General features: G+C 74.5%; 14 protein-coding genes. 12 read left to right on the top strand and 2 right to left on the bottom strand.

The window, feature by feature from the left end; translation table 11 throughout:
• Positions 1–33 precede the first annotated feature (33 nt).
• Positions 34–210, bottom strand: a complete 177-nt coding sequence (locus ACGF5C_RS11720) for a hypothetical protein (RefSeq protein WP_176737180.1) — start codon at positions 208–210, stop codon at positions 34–36.
• A 332-nt stretch (positions 211–542) separates the two neighbouring features.
• Between ACGF5C_RS11720 and ACGF5C_RS11715 the strand changes: the two genes are divergently transcribed.
• The 3 genes from ACGF5C_RS11715 to ACGF5C_RS11705 all read left to right on the top strand — a co-directional run bounded on the left by ACGF5C_RS11715 (position 543) and on the right by ACGF5C_RS11705 (position 4548).
• Complete coding sequence (locus ACGF5C_RS11715) at positions 543–791, top strand: mersacidin/lichenicidin family type 2 lantibiotic (protein ID WP_350706123.1); 249 nt, start codon at positions 543–545, stop codon at positions 789–791.
• Positions 791–1039, top strand: coding sequence for a mersacidin/lichenicidin family type 2 lantibiotic (locus tag ACGF5C_RS11710; RefSeq protein ID WP_393300467.1), 249 nt, complete (start codon positions 791–793; stop codon positions 1037–1039). The genes ACGF5C_RS11715 and ACGF5C_RS11710 overlap by 1 nt, the downstream gene beginning before the upstream one ends.
• A gap of 152 nt (positions 1040–1191) precedes the next feature.
• The gene (locus tag ACGF5C_RS11705) at positions 1192–4548 is read left to right on the top strand and encodes a type 2 lanthipeptide synthetase LanM family protein (protein WP_393299994.1); all 3357 of its coding nucleotides are present in this window, start codon (positions 1192–1194) and stop codon (positions 4546–4548) included.
• A 78-nt stretch (positions 4549–4626) separates the two neighbouring features.
• On the opposite strand, the gene ACGF5C_RS11700 is transcribed toward ACGF5C_RS11705, so the two are convergent.
• Positions 4627–5433 (bottom strand): BTAD domain-containing putative transcriptional regulator, encoded by an 807-nt coding sequence (locus tag ACGF5C_RS11700; protein WP_393299990.1) that lies wholly within the window; start codon positions 5431–5433, stop codon positions 4627–4629.
• 324 nt (positions 5434–5757) lie between these two features.
• On the opposite strand from ACGF5C_RS11700, the gene ACGF5C_RS11695 reads away from it, so the two are divergent.
• The 9 genes from ACGF5C_RS11695 to ACGF5C_RS11655 all read left to right on the top strand — a co-directional run bounded on the left by ACGF5C_RS11695 (position 5758) and on the right by ACGF5C_RS11655 (position 17406).
• Entirely contained in the window at positions 5758–6723 is a 966-nt protein-coding gene (locus ACGF5C_RS11695; RefSeq protein ID WP_393299987.1) for an RICIN domain-containing protein, read from the top strand.
• A 168-nt stretch (positions 6724–6891) separates the two neighbouring features.
• Positions 6892–8229, top strand: a complete 1338-nt coding sequence (locus tag ACGF5C_RS11690; protein ID WP_393299984.1) for an SWIM zinc finger family protein — start codon at positions 6892–6894, stop codon at positions 8227–8229.
• Positions 8226–10889: a DUF6493 family protein gene (locus tag ACGF5C_RS11685; RefSeq protein ID WP_393299981.1), complete on the top strand. Its 2664-nt coding sequence runs from the start codon at positions 8226–8228 to the stop codon at positions 10887–10889. The genes ACGF5C_RS11690 and ACGF5C_RS11685 overlap by 4 nt, the downstream gene beginning before the upstream one ends.
• A 317-nt stretch (positions 10890–11206) precedes the next feature.
• A complete protein-coding gene (locus ACGF5C_RS11680; protein WP_393299978.1) occupies positions 11207–11776 on the top strand; it encodes a sigma-70 family RNA polymerase sigma factor in 570 nt (189 codons plus the stop codon).
• An 87-nt stretch (positions 11777–11863) separates the two neighbouring features.
• Positions 11864–12640 carry a zf-HC2 domain-containing protein gene (locus ACGF5C_RS11675; RefSeq protein WP_393299975.1) on the top strand — a complete coding sequence of 259 codons (777 nt, stop codon included), beginning with the start codon at positions 11864–11866 and terminating at the stop codon, positions 12638–12640.
• A gap of 106 nt (positions 12641–12746) precedes the next feature.
• Positions 12747–13337, top strand: coding sequence for a copper chaperone PCu(A)C (locus ACGF5C_RS11670; RefSeq protein ID WP_393300464.1), 591 nt, complete (start codon positions 12747–12749; stop codon positions 13335–13337).
• A 23-nt stretch (positions 13338–13360) separates the two neighbouring features.
• Positions 13361–14563, top strand: coding sequence for a Dyp-type peroxidase (locus ACGF5C_RS11665; protein WP_393300461.1), 1203 nt, complete (start codon positions 13361–13363; stop codon positions 14561–14563).
• A gap of 29 nt (positions 14564–14592) precedes the next feature.
• Positions 14593–15189, top strand: a complete 597-nt coding sequence (locus ACGF5C_RS11660; protein ID WP_393299971.1) for a copper resistance protein CopC — start codon at positions 14593–14595, stop codon at positions 15187–15189.
• A 231-nt stretch (positions 15190–15420) separates the two neighbouring features.
• Positions 15421–17406 (top strand): cytochrome c oxidase assembly protein, encoded by a 1986-nt coding sequence (locus ACGF5C_RS11655; RefSeq protein ID WP_393300458.1) that lies wholly within the window; start codon positions 15421–15423, stop codon positions 17404–17406.
• Positions 17407–17628 lie beyond the last annotated feature (222 nt).

Below are 17628 nucleotides of genomic sequence, written 5' to 3'. Positions count from 1 at the left end.
CGCGACCGGAGTGCCGATCGCCGTCGCGCGGGATCAGCAGCAGCCGACGCTGAAGATGCCGCAGGTGCCACAGATGCTGTGCTTGAAGGTGGAGATCGTGACCGTGATGGTGAAGCACACCGCGCTGCTACCACCGTTGATCTCCTGGTCGAGGTCGGTCAGGTCCAGCTGACCGATCGGGTCCTCGACGAGTTCCGGTCGTTCCGTCATTTCTGTCACCTCCCCTCGTCAGATCGCGAACCGTCGCTGTTCTGGCCGAGCGGGATGAGCGTTTCAGACGCTGGTTGATTTCCGGTCGACGCTCGGTTCGCTGCCGATTCAGTCGCGGTATAACCGGTCGCCGTCGGTCTTGACCGGTGAACCGGCGGCGTCCAGTGTGGTTTCTGCCGCCAACGGGTGGCACCGGTTCCTGGCCGAGCCGAGTTTCCGATTCCGTCGCCTGTTCTGACCGCGGGCTCATCGCCGCCCGCCGCATTTGCCGCACCCGCCACCCGGGTGGAACGGCAGGCGTGGCGACACTTCTTCTATCGATCGGAGAAATCATGGAAACTGCCGCGAGGGCGTGGAAGGACCCGGTTTTCCGGGCCACTCTCGACGACAGCGAACTCGCCATGCTGCCGGCCCACCCGGTCGGCCGGGTCGAGTTGGGTGAGATGGTCACGGACGGGACCCGGGGCGCCGGCACCGAGTCCACCGCGACGATGGGCTGCTGCAACGGGGAGCCCTACACCTTCCGCACCTGCCTCACCTGTTACCCGCTGTGGACCTGCCGCACCTGCTGGGGATGCTGATGAGCAACACGGTTGTGCGCGCGTGGAAGGACCCCGCCTTCCGCACCACGCTCGACGACGCCGACATCGCCCTCCTGCCGGAGAGCCCGGTGGGCGCCGTCGGTGGCCTGGACGCGGATCTGGCGGACATTTTCGGCGGTGACCGGGCGTTCACCTTTCACACCTGCTTCACCTGCCAGTGGGGCAGCCTCGGCTGCACCAACACCTGCTGGATCATGACGGCCGGATGCACGTCGGGAAGCTGCTGACAGCGGGCGGCAACCCGCATTCCGGTACCGACGACTGACCGATTTCCGTGCAGGCCGGGGTGGGCGTCGTGGTGACGATGTCCACCCCGGGCCGGAGGGCCGGGCCACGACAGCCGCGGCCGCCCCGGACGCGCATACATGAGGGCGGAGACATGTTCGACGAGATTCTTCAGACGCCGAACTGGTGGCGTGGCCTGACCCGGTCCGAACGGGCCGGAGGCACGCCGTTGATCACGGAGGAGCAACACGACTACGGTCGCCGCCGGCGGGACGCCTGGCGCGGCGGCCACATCCTGCGCGGCACCGACATCTCGCTCGACCGGTGGGAACGGCTCGGGCTTACCGAGGACGGGATCGTCGAGCTGCTGGCCGAACCGGCCGAGTCGCTCGCCGCCAGGTTCCCCGACCGGCCGGCCTGGCTGGGCGTGATCGCCGAGGCGTGGCGGCGGTTCGGGTCGACGCGCCTCGACGACCTCGCCGGTGGCGGCCCGGCGACCGGATGCGATCACGACGACCACGACCACGGGCACGACCAGGCCGGGAACGTGGTGTTCCTGAACCTGATCGCGCCGTTGCTGGCGTGGGGCCAGGAGGAGTTGGGCAGCCGGGTGGCCCGGCTGGCGGCCCGGCACGGCCACGACGAACGCCTGCCGGCGGACCACTCGCTGCTGCAACCGCCGCTCGACCGACTCCTGCAAATGATCATCTCCGTCATGATCCTCGAGGTGAACGTGGCCCGGGTGGAGGGCCGGCTGGCCGGGGCGACACCGGCCGAGCGGATGTCGTCGTTCATCGCGCGGATCCGTACGCCCGAGACGGCGCTCGGCATCCTGGCCGAGTACCCGGTGCTCGCCCGGGAACTGGTCACCTGCCTGCGCACCACCATCGACGTCCGGACCCGGTTCGCCGAACGGCTCCTCGCCGACCTGCCCGAGCTGCGGCAGACCTTCGGAGGGGCCTGGCACGGACTGGCCGACCTGGCCCGGGTGAGCTTCGGTGCCGGGGACACCCACCGCGGCGGCCAGACCGTCGCGATCCTCACCTTCACCGACGGCCGCAGGCTGGTGTACAAGCCACGCAGCCTCAGCGTGGAGGTCCACTTCAACCAGGTCCTCGACTGGCTCAACGCCCACGGGCTCCGCCAACCGCTGCGGCCGCTGCTCGTCCTCGACCGGGGCGAGTACGGCTGGGTGGAGCACGTCGACGTCGCGTCGTGCGAGAACGAGGAGCAGGTGGACCGCTTCTTCTGGCGGCAGGGCGCGTTCCTGGCGCTGTTCCACGCCCTCTGCGGCTCGGACCTGCACCTGGAGAACGTCATCGCGGCCGGGGAGCACCCCGTCCCCGTGGACCTGGAGGCGATCTTCCAGGTGCTGCCCCGGGTCACCGGGGCGCAGCTGGCGCCGCTCACCTTCGGCGAGGCGCCCCGCGTGGTGCGGGACTCGGTGCTCCGGGTCGGCCTCCTGCCCGAGCGCATCATCACCGCCGACGACGAGGGCATCTACGACGCGGAGGTGAGCGGCCTGGCCGGCTCCGGGGGCCAACTCTCACCCGCCCGCCTGCCCACCTTCGTCGCCGGCGGCACCGACGAGATGCGGGTCGTGCGGGACCGCCGGGAGATGCCGGAGACGCAGAACCGCGTACGGCTGGACGGCCGGCCCGTCAACGCGCTGGCCCACACCGACGCCCTCGCCGCCGGCTTCACCGACTGCTACCGCATCATCGCCGCCCACCGCGACGACCTGCTCGCCGCCGGCGGACCGATCGCCCGGTTCCGAGACGACGAGGTTCGGTTCATCCCCCGCCCCACGATGACGTACGGCCGGGTCCAGTCGGAATCCTGGCACCCGGACCTGCTGCGCGACTCGCTCGACCGGGAGATCTTCCACGAGGTGCTCTCCTCCGCGTTCGTCGACCTGCCGGACCGCGACGTGCTGTTCGGCAGCGAACATCGACAGCTCGCCGACCAGGACATCCCGGCGTTCCACACCACCCCCGGCTCGACGGACCTCTACGACGCACAGGGGGTGGTGGCCCACGACTTCCTGGAAACCAGCGGATTGGCGGCCGTGCGGGCGCGGATCGGCGCGATGTCCGAGGAGGACCTGCGGCGACAGCTCTGGTGCATCCGCGCCTCCATGTCCGGGCTCACGGTGGGTACGCCCCACGCCGAGCGGGTCGACTCCAGGCCGCTGCCGGAGGAACCGATCGACGCCGATATCGCCGTGCGGGCCGCCCGGTCGATCGCGGACCTGCTGCTCGACGCCGCCCTGGCCGCCGACGGCGAGGCGCCGTCGTGGCTGTCGGTGAACTTCATCGGCGACCGGTACTGGAAGGTCGGCCACGCCGGCATCGACCTGTACAGCGGGGTCGCCGGAGTCGCCCTGTTCCTCGGCCAGCTCGGCGCGGTCACCGGCGACGACCGGTTCCGCCGGCCCGCCGAACAGCTCGCCGACCAGCTCGCCGAGGTGACCCGCCAACTCGTCGCCAGCCCGGACCGGGGGGCCGGGCTGCCGATCGGCGGCTTCAGCGAGCTGGGCGGCCTCGTCTACGTGCTGGGCCAGCTCGCCGAGGTGTTGCGGGCGCCCGCGCTCGTCGACGCGGCCCGGCAGGCCGCGGTGCTGTGCCAGGAGCGGTTCGCCGAGGACAAGGTGCTGGACGTGATCAGTGGCACCGCCGGGGCGGCGCTGGCGATCCTCGCCCTGCACGACGCCCATCCCGACGAGCAGACCCTCGACGCCCTCAGGGCGGCCGGTAGGACGATCGCCGACCGAGCGGTCGACGTGCCCGGCGGGACGGGATGGCAGGTCGAGTACGAGAACGCGCCGGCGCTGCTCGGGTTCTCCCACGGTGCCAGCGGCATCGGGTACGCACTGGCCCGTATCGCCCAGCTCACCGGCGACGACCAGCTCGCCGAGGTGTGCGGGCGGGCGTTGCGCTTCGAGCGGCACCACCTGTCGCCGGAACGCCGGAACTGGCCCGACCTGCGGGTGATCAGTGGTCCGGGCGCCTTCATGAACGCCTGGTGCCACGGCGCCGCCGGGATCGGACTGGCACGCGCGGCGATGCTGCGACTGCCCGTGCTGGCTCCCTGGCACGACCTGATCCGCGAGGACCTGCACATCGCGACCGGCAAGGTCCGCGACGACCTGATCGTCGACGGGCGGTACACGGGCATCGGCAACGACTCCATCTGCCATGGGGACCTCGGGTTGGTCGAGACCTTGCTGGCGGCCAGTTCGGCACTCGACGAGCCGGACGGTGCGGCGCTGGGTCTGCGGTGCGCGCGGGCGATCGCCGAGCAGGTCCTCGCCGGTGCGCCCCGGGCCGGGGTCCCGGAGCAGGTCAGCACGCCCGGGCTGCTGATGGGGCTCGCCGGCATCGGCTACGGCCTGCTCCGGGTGGCGATGCCGCACCGGGTGGCGAACGTCCTGCTGCTGGATGCCCCGGGGCACGGCGGCGATCCGGGCCGGCCGGCCGAGCGAGGGCACCACGTGGTGGTGGCCGCCTGAGCGTCGCGTCCCCGCCGGGACGGGGCGATCCGGGATGTCGGGAGGCGGCACCCGGATCGCCCCGTCGTGGCCTGCCGGTCAGGAATCGGTGGGCACGGCGAGCGGGCGCAGCAGCGACAGGTCCACGTCCTCCCCGAGCAGGATCGTCCGTTCCAGCCGCTGGATCTCGGCCCCCGGGTCGATGCCCAACTCCTCCCTGAGCAGGCCGCGCAGGTGCCGGGCGACGCTGAGGGCGTCCGCCCGCCGGCCGGTCTCGTAGAGCGCGGTCATCAGCAGCTCCCGGAAGCGTTCCCGCAGCGGGTGCGCGACGACCAGGCATTCCAGCTCCGGTATCAGGACGTCGTGCCGGCCGCAGGCCAGACCCGCGCGCAACCACAGCTCGGTGGCGGCGAGCCGGCGCTCGGTCATCCGGATCCGCTCGGCCGCGACCGCGGGGGCGTTCCCGACGTCCGCCATGGCCGTTCCGCGCCACAGCGCCATCGCCTGCCCGAAGTGCGCCATCGCCTTCTCGTACGCCGCTGTCGCGAGCGCCCGTCGGCCGTCCGCGCAGAGCGCGTCGAACCGGTCCACGTCCAGCTCGCCCGGGGACACCCGCAACTCGTACCCGGCGGGTCGCGTCCGCAGGACCGCGCCGTCGGGGTCGTCCAGGCTGCGGCGGAGTCGGTGGACGTACTGCTGCACCAGCTTGCGTTGGCTGCCCGGCGCCTCCTCCGGCCACAGCTGCCGCACCAACTCGTCGCAGGGCACGACGTGGTTCGACCGGACCAGCAGGACCGCGAGCAGCGTACGCCACTTGTCCTGTCGAAAGTCCTGCCAGTTGCCGTCGGCCGACTTCGTCTGTACGGGACCGAGTATCCGGTATCGGATCGATTCGGGCAGGGCCACGCGTCCGCCTCCCACATCAGTGCGACATCCGTCTCGTTCACCGGGCACCGCTCTGCGCCGCGTCTGAGCGGCGACGGGCGCACGAGCGGTGCCCGGACCGGCCGGGCCGGGAGCGGCCTGCCGGGTCCTCCGCCGCGGGCTCCTGCCGCGACGGCGAGGTCCCTTCAGCCTCGGGGGGACCGGTGTGTCCGGCAAGGACAGTCGCCTGTCCCGGTCACAGCCGACATGTCCGGCCTGGTCAGCGCGGTACCTCGGACCTGTCCGGACAGCTCACCGCCCGAACCCGGCCCTCGCCGATCGAGTCGTGGCGCTAGCCTGTGGGCCATGTCGGCCGAAGGTACGGGGGACGAACGACCGGATGCAGCTGCCACCGTCGCTGAGCTCGTCGCGCTCATGGCACGGCTCAAGCAGCGGTCCGGGTGCACGTACCGGCAGCTCGAACAACGCGCCGTCGCGGGCGGCGAAGCGCTGCCGCGCAGCACCATCGCCGACGTCCTGCGCCGGCCGGCGCTACCGCGCGCCGAGGTCCTCGCCGCGTTCGTCCGCGCCTGCGGAGGCGACCAGGAGGAAGTGGACGTCTGGCTGCGGGCACGGAATCGACTGGGCGCCGCGACCGAGCCCGCGGCGCCGCCCCCGGACCCACCCGATCCGGGTGACGCCCCACCGGTCCGACGCAGGTGGCCCAGGCTGCTCCCTGCCTTCGCCCTGCTGGCTGCCGCCGGCCTGGCGATCCCGCTTGCGGTGTGGGCGACGGACCACCGTGACCAGCCAGACCCTCAGCCGGAGCGGCCCGTCGTCTCCGGCAGCCTGGACCTGCCCGAAGGAGGGGCGTGGGCGCAGATCCATCCGGTCGGCTCGCCCACCTTGTGCCTCTCGGAAGGGCGTGAGCGCACCGGCCGGTACCAGGGCCAGGTCGCGACCCTGCAGCCGTGCGACAAACCCGACCTGCCCCGCACCCGCCTCGAACCCGTCCGCGACGATCTCTTCCACATCCAGTGGGATCACCCGCAGTTCGGCATCGGCTGCCTCACCGTCCTGAAGTCGCCACCGGTCCAGGACATGCTCGAACCCTGGACGGACTGCAGCGCCAACAGGAGGGAACAACTGTTCGCCGCCGAGGGGGTCGACGCGCCGGTCCCGGGCGGCTACCGGCTGCGGCCGGCGGCCAGCGGGCTGTGCATCGGCATCCGGGACGACGCCCGCACTCCCATCGGCGCGGAGGCGATGCAGGGGCCGTGCACCGGCGATGCCCACCAGGAGTTCCTCATCGAGCTGACCCCGGCGTCCTGACGAGGGCCGGGCGTCGCAGCTCCAGCGGTCCTTGGCCCGCCTCCTTGGTCCGGGGGCCACGACCCGGACCGGTGGCCGCCACCGCGCGGGAGGCCGCACGGGTCCGGATCGCAGCCGACGGGAAACGAGCCTGGTTCCTGTCGGTGGGGTCCTCTACTGTCCGCGGACGTGAACGCAGTGCAGACGTACCGGTATCTCGGGTCCTCCGCGTTGGGACAGGATGGACTCGCCCTGCAGACGAGTGGGGGGCCCGCGCCGAACCCGCGGTTCTTCACGGGCTTCCTCACCACCCCGCACGCGGCGGCCGTCGGCTTGCTGGCGGTCGCGGAGGTGGCCCGGACCCGGTACCACCGGCCGGTCAGCCCGGCGAGCCTCGACCCCGTGGTGACCGGCAGTCGGGACCGGCTCCGGTTCGAGTCCTTCTCCGGCTGCTGCGGGGTCTACGCCCGCCTCGACGCCCTGCCGGACGGCCTGGACGGCGACGTGGTGGAGCACGGCACCACCAACGTCGACGTCAACAACCCGCTGCGGGAGGCCCTGGCCCGGGTCGGCGGCCTCGACCCGCTGCACCTGTCGGTCGGCCCGGAGGACCTGACCGTCTCCACAATGGACGGCGCGGTGGTGGAGAAGAAGGTCCCGCTGCCGGTGCGTTGGCTGCGGGGCTTCGCCGAGGTGCAGGTGCTGGCCGCGAGGTTCGAGCCCCGGGCGGAGGTCCCGGCGGCCGAGGCGGCGGCGTTCCTGCGCCGGCTGCCCACGACCGCCGACCGGTCGGTGCTCTGGGTGGTGCCGGCCGGGCGGTCGCTGCGGCTGACCTCCCGGCCCGTGCCCGGCGCGGTCTGCCTGGCCGGGGCGAGCCGGCTGGCCGCCCTGCGCCCGATGCTGCGGTTCGCCCGGACCCTGCGGGTGTACGGGCCGACCGTCGCGGCCGGGTCGGCACCCGTGCCGAGCACCTGGGAGCTGGACACGGGCGCGCTGCGCCTCTCCCTGACCCTCTCCCCCGAGCCGTACCGCGGATTCTCCGGCGAAGGCGCGGCGCTCACCGCGCTGGCCGGAGACGAGGTCGTCGATGACGCCGACCTGGTCGCCGCCCTGCTCTCCTGGGACCCGGCCATCGACGTGGATCGGCTGGCGGCGGAGGCCGGGATCGACGCGGCACGGGTCCGGGGCGCGCTGGCGCAGCTCGGCACCGCCGGGCGGGTCGGATACGACGTCTCCGAGGCCGCGTACTTCCACCGGGTGATGCCGTACGACGCGGGCCGGGCGGAGCGCGACAATCCGCGTCTGGTCGGCGCTCGGGCGCTGCTCGACGCCGGGGCGGTCGAGTGGGACGGCACGTCCGCCACGATCCGCAGCGGCGACCAGGTGTACCGGGTCCGCCGGCTGCCGGACGGCGGGTTCACCTGCACCTGCCCGTGGTGGGCGAAGCACCGGGGGCAGCGGGGACCATGCCGGCACGCGCTGGCCACCCGGATGCTGACCACCGACCAGGTCGAGGAGCGGGCGTGAGCCGGGCCCAGCAGACGCTGCTGATGAAGAGCACCGTACGGCGGCGCCGGGAGCTGGCCGCCGGCGGGACCAGCGACTTGTTCGACCTGGTCCAGAACGGCTCCGCCACGCTGGTCGCGGCCGCCCTGGCCGGCCTGCCCGAGCAGCGCCGCAGGGAGATCGGCGTCGAGCTGACCGCCTGGTTCAAGGAGCGGAACCGGTCGACCTGGTGGCCGGTCGGGTCGGGCACCGCCCTGGCGGTCGCCGTGGTGGGCTGCCTGCCCAGCGCGGCACAGGCGGCGGCGATCCTCGCCCGCAACTCGGTCAACCCGGACGGCGAGCGGGCCGCCGCCCTGCTGTCCGGCGTCGCCGAGGAGCGCGGCATCACCTGGCTGGGCGACCTGGCGCACCGGCTGGCCGCGAAGGTCAACCAGCAGACGTGGGTCGAGCGGTGGCGGTTCGTCGCCGCGCTCCTGCGTGCGGAGGGGGTCGCCCCGCCGACCGACGACCGGTTCGTGGAGCTGTGGCTGGGCGCGGTGGAGCTGCCGGACCGGCGCCGCTCCGGGCCGCCGGCTCCCCTGGTGGACCGGTTGCGCAGCGACCCGTTCCTGGCCGCCATGCTGCCCCGCCTGTTCGAGGTGGACGGTCTCGGCTCGCGGATGATGTTCGACGAGGTCACCACGACCTGGGAGGAGCGGGAGCGGCACGTCCTGCCGACCGCGCTGGCGCGGCTCGCCGCCGAGGGGATCGTCGACCGGACGATGCTCATCGACGGCTCGCTCGGCCGGCTGCTGCGCGGCGACCGGGCGGCGGCGCTGCGCGCCTTCACCACCCTGCTCCACGAGCTGACCCCGACCACCACCGAGGTCGCCGCCCGGGCCACCGACTACCTCCGCCTGCTCACCGACGCGCCGGCTCCGGTCGCCACGATGGCGCAGAAGGCGTTGCGGGATCTGCCCGACCTGGAGGTCGAGGCGGTGCTCGACGCCTCGCGTGAGGTGCTGCTGCGGCCGGACAAGACGCTCGTACGGGCGCAACTGGCCTGGCTGGACCGGTTGGCCCGCCAACACCGGAACCGGGCGGTGGAGGTCGCCGAGGTGATCGGGGTGGCGCTCGGGCATCCCGCCGTCGAGCTGCGCGACCGGGCGAGCACGCTGGCCGCCCGGCACGGTCACGACCCGGCGACGGTCGGGACCGGCCCGGCGGTCACCCGGCCGCGCGGGGACGACCTTCCCCCGCCCGCGCCGCCCGCGCCGGCGCCCGACCCGATCACCGACGTGGACGAGCTGGCCGAGGAGGTCGCCGCCCTGCTCGGCACGCCGTCGCAGGGCGCACCGCTGGACCGGATCCTCGACGGGCTGGTCCGGCTCACCACGACCGAGGGTCCACGGGTGCACGCCGCCCTCGCCCCCGTCGTCGACCGCCGCCACTGGTCGTGGGGCAACGAGCACCGCTACGACCCGCTCTGCCTCTGCGAGGTGCTGGTCGACATGCTCCTCACCGCCGGCGCCGAGCAGCAGCCCCGGCGCCGCAGCCGGTGGGCGGCGCTGCTGGCCGCCGTACGCCGGACCGACCGGACGCCGTCGGCGCCGGGGCTGGCCACCACCGATCCCCGGTTGCCCCCGCCGCACCGGCTGCTGCGGGCCCGGCTCGCCGAGATCGGCGCGCACGTCGACGAGCCTGGGCAGCCCGGTCTGCTGGCCGCCCCCACCTCCGCCAACGGCCTGCTCGACCCGCTGGCGCTGGTGGAGCGGCTCGCGGCGTGGGGCGACCGGACGCCCTGGTACTGGGACCTGACCCAGGCCCTGCTGCGCCTGCCCGCCGGCGCCGACGACGCGGTGGCGAACAAGGCGGCGGCGCTGGGCACGCCGGCCGGCCAGCGGCTCGCCGCCTGGCTGCGCGGCGGCGGACTGCCGCAGCCGGTCATGCGGGCCACCACCGTCACCCGGCGACCCCGCAGGGCCGGCTACGACTGGGAGTTCGACCAGCTGGCGCCGGAGCGCATCCTGGTCGAGCTGCGCCCGCCCGACGGGCACGACGACCGGTACGGCCTGCTGACCGCCGACCCGGCGCCGATCGGGGTCGAGTACTCCGGCTGGGTGAAAATGTGGCCGTCGATCCTGCCGGGGCACCGGGGGGCGGTCGCCGCGTACACCCTCCCGTTGGTGGCCGGCGCGGCGGACATGGACCAGCGCGACGGCGCCGTGGTGCTGCCGCTGCTCGCCGAGAGCAGCGGCACCGGCGGGGTGGCTGTCGACCTCGCCCTGGCCTACGGTCTCGGGGCCCGGCACGGCGCGGACCGGGTCGCCGCCCTGGACGCCCTGCTCGGGCTCGCCGGGGCGGGGCAGTTCGACGCCGGCGGGACGGGTGAGCAGCTCGGCCGGCTGGTCGCCGGGCAGTTGGTGAAGCTGACCCGGGTGGTGGAGCCGTTGCGGGACGCCGCCCTGGCCGGGGCGCCGCTGACCGTGTGGCGGCTGGTCGCCGCCACGCTGCCGGCGGTACTCGCCGCGCCCAGGCCGCCGCGCGGCCTGCCCGACCTGCTGACCCTGGCGACGGAGACGGCCACCGCGACCGGTGTCCGGATCGAGGTGCCCGGCCTGGGCGAGGTCGCCGGCCAGGGCGGCTCGTCCCGCCTGGTCACCGAGGCCCGGCGCCTGCACCGCGCGCTCACCGCGGCCTGACACCTGTCGATGGTCCGGCGGGTCTGCGATCCGCCGGACCATCCCCGGCGCCGCCCGGGGCGGCTCTACATCCTCACCAACCTGGTCGGATTCACCGCCCGGGGCGACGGGCCGCCGATCCGACGCGGCCCTCGCGTCCCCGCCCGGCGCGGCGGCGTCACGCCGAGGCCTCTCGGCCCGGTTGATCCGATCCGGTCTGGCGAACTACCGCAGGGAGAGATACGTCGCATCGCCCGCGGTACGGTACCGTCCGGTTACTACTACGACTTGTCGTGACCGCCGTGTCCGTCCTGCGGTGGGCTGACGGGAGGTGCCGGATGGCCGAAGACGCGGAGATCACCGCGTGGGCGCTGGCCGCCGGCCAGGGTGACCGGGACGCCGCCGCCCGGTTCGTCCGGGCGACGCAGCAGCAGGTCCGGCGCTTCCTCGCCGTGCTGGTCTCCCCCGCGGAGGCGGACGACCTCGCGCAGGAGACCTTCCTGCGGGCGGTGCGGTCGTTGCGGTCGTTCGCCGGGCGGTCGTCGGCGCGGACGTGGCTGCTCGCGATCGCCCGCAGGGTCGCCGTCGACCACATCCGGACCGCCACGTCCCGTCCGCGGACCGTGCCGCTGACCGACGGGCATGACACCGCTGACGCGTCGCGGAGCGCGTTCGACCGGCAGGTGGTGCTGGAGCAGCTGGTCACGGCGCTGCCGGCGGACCGGCGCGAGGCGTTCGTCGCCACCCAGGTGCTCGGCCTGTCCTACGCCGAGGCGGCGGAGGTCTGCGGTTGCCCCGTCGGCACGATCCGCTCCCGGGTGGCCCGGGCCCGGGAGGACCTCGTGGCCGCCATGGGCGGCGGCGGCCGGTCGACGGCCGCGCGGCCGGGCGAGAACGCGGCCGGCTGAGCGGCCCCACCCCGGTTGAGCAGGGCCGCAGCGGCGGCGGGCAAAATCGTCGGGAACCGACGGCAGCATCGGAACGACTACCCGTGCATGGGGTGTGAGCAGTGGCGTGAGGTGCTGTCGGCGCAGCTGGACGGGGAGGAGTCCCCCGCCGAGCGGACGGCGGCCGAGGCACACCTGGCCGGGTGCGGCAGCTGCCGGACGTGGTTCGACCGGGCCGCGGCGGTGACCCGGCGGGCGAGGCTGTCGGTCATGGTCGCCGGTGACGACCTCACGGACGTCGTCCTCGACGCGCTGCCCGAGGTGCCGCCGCGCCGGCGGCCCGGGCGGGCCGTGCTCGGTTTGCGGGGGCGGGCCGTGGTCAGCCTGCGGGCGGTGCTGGGGCTGATCGGGGCGCTGCAGCTGATGTTGGGCCTGGCACAGATCGGGCGGGGCGTCGCCGGCCCACACGTGCATCCGGTAGCCGACGGGCTGGCGGCGGGGCATCTGTGGCACGAGTCGGCGGCCTGGAACGTCGCGGTCGGCGCCGGCTTCCTGTTCGTCGCGGCCCGGCGCACTCCCCCGACGGGGCTGGTGCCGATGTTGAGCGCGTTCGTCGGCACGCTGGTGCTGCTGTCGGTCAACGACCTGGCGACGGGGCGGGTGGACAGCACCCGGCTGGTCAGCCACGGTTTCCTGCTCGTGGGCTACGCGCTCGTCGTCGCGCTGTCCCGCCCCGGTCTGCGCCCCGGCGGCCCGGTGCGGCGCGACCGCACCGACGAGCCTCGTTGGCACCTGCCCGCCGAGGAGCAGCCCGAATCGCCGGGGCTGCGGCTGCTGCCGCCGTACCCCGGTTCCGCCCGCGTCCCCGACCGTCATGCGGCCTGATCATTTTCGGACAGGATCGGCTCTCGGCCGGAACTTTTCCGACCACCGGGCCGACCAACCGAACGTCGCGTCATCGTTCGAAGGGACCTGCCCGATGCTCCGCACCATGCCCGCCGGCTCGCGTCGCCGACCGGCCGCACTCCTCGCCTGCGTCGCCCTCCTGCTCGGCGGGGCGGTCGGCTGCGGCTCGTCCGACGGCTCGTCGGCCGCCGCGACCAGCCCGTCACCGTCGGCCACGGTGAGCGTGGCGGGTGCGCTCGGCGTCCGCGACCCGTGGGTCAAGGCAGCCGACACGGGAATGACCGCGGCGTTCGCCAGCCTGGTCAACGACGGCGACACCGACGTCACCATCACCGGCGCCGCCACCGACGTGTCGCCGATGGAACTGCACGAGATGACCATGCGGGACGGCCAGATGGTCATGCGGGCCAAGGAGGGCGGCATCGTGGTCAAGGCCAAAAGCACGCACGTGCTGGAGCCCGGTGGCGACCACCTGATGCTGATGGGCCTCAGGCGGCCGGTGCGGGCCGGCGACCAGGTGAGCGTCACGCTGACCTTCGCCGACGGCCGGACCCAGACGTTCACCGCGGTGGCCAAGCCGTTCACCGGTGCGCAGGAGAGCTACGCCCCCGGCCACGGCGAACCCGCACCGGGCACGAGCGGCAAGCCCGCGACGACCACCAGCCCGGCGTCGTGACCGGAGTGCCCACCGCCCGCCCGGTGAGCAGGCGCGGCCTGCTCACCGGCGGCGCCCTGGCCGCCGGGGGCACCCTGGCCGGCGCCGCCGCCGTCACCGCCACCCGTTCCGACCCGGGGGTACGGCCCGTCGCGACGCTGCCCGTCGCCGAGGTCGGTGGGGCGGTCGAGCCGTTCCACGGGCCCCGGCAGGCCGGCGTCGCCACCGAGCCGCAGGCACACGCGTCGTTCGTGGCGTTCACCCTGCGGCCCGGCACCGACCGGGCGGCGCTGGGCCGGATGCTTCGGCTGCTCACCGACGACGCGGCCCGCCTCACCCAGGGGCGGCCCGCGCTGGCCGACACCGAGCCGGAACTCGGGCTGCTGCCCGCCCGGCTGACCGTCACCTTCGGCTTCGGCCCCGGCCTCTACGCCGCCGCCGGGCTGGCGGACCGGCGGCCGGCGTCGGTGGCCGCCCTGCCCTCGTTCCGCGTCGACCGGCTCCAGCCACGCTGGTCGGGCGGGGACCTGCTGCTGCAGATCTGCGCCGACGACCCGGTCACCGTCGCCCACGCCCAGCGGGTCCTGGTAAAGGACAGCCGGCCGTTCGCCGCCGTCCGGTGGGTGCAGCAGGGCTTCCGGCGGGGCGCCGGCGTCGAACCCGGCGGGCGTACCCAGCGCAACCTCTTCGGCCAGCTCGACGGCACCGCCAACCCCAGGCCAGGTGGGCCGCTGGAGACCACGGTGTGGGTGCCCGACGGGCCGGCGTGGCTGCGCGACAGCAGCACCCTGGTCGTCCGCCGGATCAGCATGAACATGGAGACCTGGGACCTGCTCGGCCGCGCCGACCGGGAACTCGCCGTCGGCCGCCGCCTCGACACCGGCGCCCCGTTGACCGGCGCTGCCGAACACGACGTGCCCGACTTCGCCGCCACCGGCCCCGACGGGCTCGCCGTCATCCCCGACTTCTCCCACCTGACCCGCGCCCACGTCGGCGACGACCGGCTGAAGATCCTCCGCCGCCCCTACAACTACGACGGGGTACCCACCGCCGACGGCACCGCCGACAGCGGGTTGATCTTCGCCTCCTACCAGGCCGACATCGACCGCCAGTTCCTCCCCATCCAGCGGCGCCTCGCCGAACGGGACCTGCTCAACGAGTGGACCACCCCGATCGGCTCCGCCGTCTTCGCCGTCCCGCCCGGCTGCCCCGACGGCGGCTGGATCGGCCAACAACTGCTCGGCTGACCACCACCCCACCAGGAGAAGCACCAGAGATGCCCACCCGATTCCGCCGCCCGACCGCAGCCGGTCTCGTCACCGCCGCGCTGGCCGCGGCCGCGCTGCTGCTCGTGCCGGCCGCTCCCGCCGCCGCGCACAACACGCTGCAGTCCGCCAGCCCCGCCAAGGAGGCCCGGCTGGCCACGGCGCCGACCCAGGTCAGGCTGACGTTCATGCAGAAGCTCGATCCGGCCTTCACCACCATCGCACTGACCGACGCCGCCCGGGCGAAGGTCGCCACCGGCGAGCCCGTCGTCACCGGAACGACGGGGACGGTGACGATCGACCGACCGCTGGCCAACGGCACCTACACCGTCGCCTACCGGGTCGTCTCGGCCGACGGGCACCCCGTGCAGGGCTCGTACCGGTTCACCGTCGCGGACCCCTCGGCGAGCGCCAGCCCGCAGGTGACCGCGGCGAGCAGCGCCCCACCGGCCGCCGGCCCGGCCACCCCGTCGGCCGGCCCCGCCACCTCAGCGAGCGGCTCCGGCGGGGGGCCGGGCACCACGGCGCTGGTGGTGGCCGCCGGGGTCCTGGCCGCCGTCATCGGCGGTGCCGCCGTGCTGTGGCGTCGTCGCCGCGCCGGCGCCTGACACACCCCCCCAGCCGACCGGAAAGGTCGACGCCCCATCGGCCGCCCCGCCGGGCAGCCCTACCGGGCGACCACCGCCCTCCCCATCAGCAAGGAAACCGACGTGCCAAACACCATCTCCCACCCGGCCCCCGTCCCGGACGCCGGGCGCGCGGCCGCGGATGCCGGCCCCACCGCAGGGGCGACCGCCCGCGGGGTACGGCCGGCGGCCAGCGGTCGCGGCGGCTGGCTCGTGCCGGTGGCGGCCGTGGCGTCGGCGGTGGCCGTGCTCCTGCTCGGCCTGCGCGCCGGCGGCGCGCTCACCGCCGCGATCCCCGGTCTGCCCGATCCCGGGCCGGTCACGGCGTGGGCGCTGCCCGTGGTCCGGCTGCTCGCCGACGGCCTCGCCACCCTGACGGTGGGGATGGTGGTGACGGCCGCGTTCCTGCTGCCCGGCGACGGTCCTAGCGTGTCCCCGCACGGCTGGCTGCTGCTGCGCCGCGCCGGCACGGCGGCCGCGGGCTGGGCCGTGGCCGCGTCGGCGCTGATCGTGCTGACGGTTTCGGACCTGCTCGGCGTCCCCGTGGACGGGCTCAGCCTCGCCACCGTGGTCAGCTTCGCCTCCTCGATCTCCCAGGGCCAGGCGCTGCTGCTGCAGGCGGGGCTGGCCCTGGTGGCGGCAGTGCTGGCGCGGGCGGGGGTGTCGCGCGGGCTCGCCGCCGTCGTGGCGTTGGTCGCCCTGGTCGCGGTGCTGCCGCCGGCGTTCACCGGGCACGCCGCCGGGGCGGGCAACCACCAGATCGCGGTGACCAGCCTCGCCCTGCACGTGCTGGCCGCCGCGCTGTGGGCCGGCGGGCTGGCGGCGCTGCTGATGATCCGCCGCAGCCGGCAGCTCGCCGACACCGCCGGCCGGTACAGCCGCCTCGCCCTGGGCTGCTTCGCGGCCGTCGCGGTCAGCGGGTCCGCCAACGCCGTCGTGCGCCTCGGTTCCGTGGCGGAGCTGTGGCAGTCCCGCTACGGCTGGTTGGTCCTCGGCAAGCTCGTCGCGCTGACGATCCTGGGCGTCCTCGGCGCCCTGCACCGGTCGCGGACCCTGCCGGCCCTGCGCGCGGGCCGTTCCGGCGCGTTCGGCCGGCTGGCCGCCGGCGAGCTGGTCGTGTTCGCCGCCACCGTCGGGCTGTCGGTGGCGTTGTCCCGCAGCCCCACGCCGGTGTCCGGGGACCCGCTCGACGCCGATCCGATCACCGAGCTGCTCGGCTTTCCGATGCCCGCCGCGCCGACCCCGGCACTCCTGGTGGGCCAGCCGCTGCCGGACATGTTCTTCCTGACCCTCACCGTCGCCGGGGTCGGCTGCTACCTGGCCGGCGTGTGGCGGCTGCACCGGGCCGGGCACCGCTGGCCGGTCAGCCGCACCGCGAGCTGGTTGGCCGGCATGCTGCTGCTGGCCGCGATCACCGACCTGGGCGTGGCCCGCTACGCGTACGTGCTGTTCAGCGCCCACATGGTGCAACACATGGTGCTGTCGATGCTGGTGCCGATCCTGCTCGTCGGCGGCGCCCCGGTCACCCTCGCCCTCCGCGCCCTGCGCCGGCCCACGGACCCGCAGGTCCGCGGCGCCCGGGAGTGGCTGCTGATGGTGCTGCACAGCCGACCGGCGAAGCTGCTCACCCATCCCGTGGTCGCGTTGGGCATCTACGCCGGCAGCCTCTTCGGCCTGTACTTCAGCGACCTGCTGGGCATGCTGATGCGGTCCCACGTCGGCCACCTGGCCATGCTCATCCACTACGTGGCCGCCGGATACCTGCTGTTCTGGGTGCTCATCGGGGTCGACCCCGGCCGGCCGAGGCTCGCCCCTCCCCTGCTGGTGATCCTCCACCTGGCCGCGATGATGGCCCACGGCTTCTTCGGCCTCGTCCTGATGCAGAGCACCACCCTCATCGCCCCGGACTGGTACTCCGCCGTCCACCCCGCGTGGGCGTCCTCCCTGCTCGACGACCAGAAGCTGGGCGCGGGCATCGCCTGGGCCTTCGGGGAGGTACCGGCCGCGTTCGTCATGATCGTGCTGGTGCGTCAGTGGATCCGCGCCGACCGGCGCGAGCAGGGCCGCCTCGACCGGGCGGCCGACCGGGCCGAGGCCACCGGCGAGGAGGACGACCTCGCCCGGTACAACGCCTTCCTCGCCGCCGCCCGGCGCGCCGACGCCGGCCCGCAGGACGGCCGCGACCCCGCGCGTCCGTGACCGGGCAGGCGGCCGGGAGGCGCGCCCGCTACCGGCGCACGACGGCCGTCCGGTCGATCCGGCTGGCCGCCAGCTGTTTCGTTCGGGTGGCGGTCATCATGTACGCCCCACGCGGCGGCTGATCCCGGCGGCACCGCCACCCGCATGGCAGGGCGGCCCGGAGGCCCGTTCCAGCCCTGGCACGGCCATCCTGCCCGCCCACGCATGCCAGGCGGGGCAGTG

The sequence above is a fragment of the Micromonospora sp. NPDC047620 genome (assembly GCF_043205005.1).
In the GTDB taxonomy this organism is placed as follows: domain Bacteria; phylum Actinomycetota; class Actinomycetes; order Mycobacteriales; family Micromonosporaceae; genus Micromonospora.
The sequence above is the reverse complement of the archived record's forward strand: the minus strand, read 5'-3'. Positions and strand labels throughout refer to the sequence as shown.

Coding starts and splice junctions, on each gene's coding strand:
- ACGF5C_RS11705 (WP_393299994.1), top strand. CDS start 1,192: ATGTTCGACGAGATTCTTCAGACGCCGAACTGGTGGCGTGGCCTGACC.
- ACGF5C_RS11660 (WP_393299971.1), top strand. CDS start 14,593: ATGCCCACCCGATTCCGCCGCCCGACCGCAGCCGGTCTCGTCACCGCC.
- ACGF5C_RS11675 (WP_393299975.1), top strand. CDS start 11,864: ATGGGGTGTGAGCAGTGGCGTGAGGTGCTGTCGGCGCAGCTGGACGGG.
- ACGF5C_RS11680 (WP_393299978.1), top strand. CDS start 11,207: ATGGCCGAAGACGCGGAGATCACCGCGTGGGCGCTGGCCGCCGGCCAG.
- ACGF5C_RS11670 (WP_393300464.1), top strand. CDS start 12,747: ATGCCCGCCGGCTCGCGTCGCCGACCGGCCGCACTCCTCGCCTGCGTC.
- ACGF5C_RS11720 (WP_176737180.1), bottom strand. CDS start 210: ATGACGGAACGACCGGAACTCGTCGAGGACCCGATCGGTCAGCTGGAC.
- ACGF5C_RS11695 (WP_393299987.1), top strand. CDS start 5,758: ATGTCGGCCGAAGGTACGGGGGACGAACGACCGGATGCAGCTGCCACC.
- ACGF5C_RS11710 (WP_393300467.1), top strand. CDS start 791: ATGAGCAACACGGTTGTGCGCGCGTGGAAGGACCCCGCCTTCCGCACC.
- ACGF5C_RS11715 (WP_350706123.1), top strand. CDS start 543: ATGGAAACTGCCGCGAGGGCGTGGAAGGACCCGGTTTTCCGGGCCACT.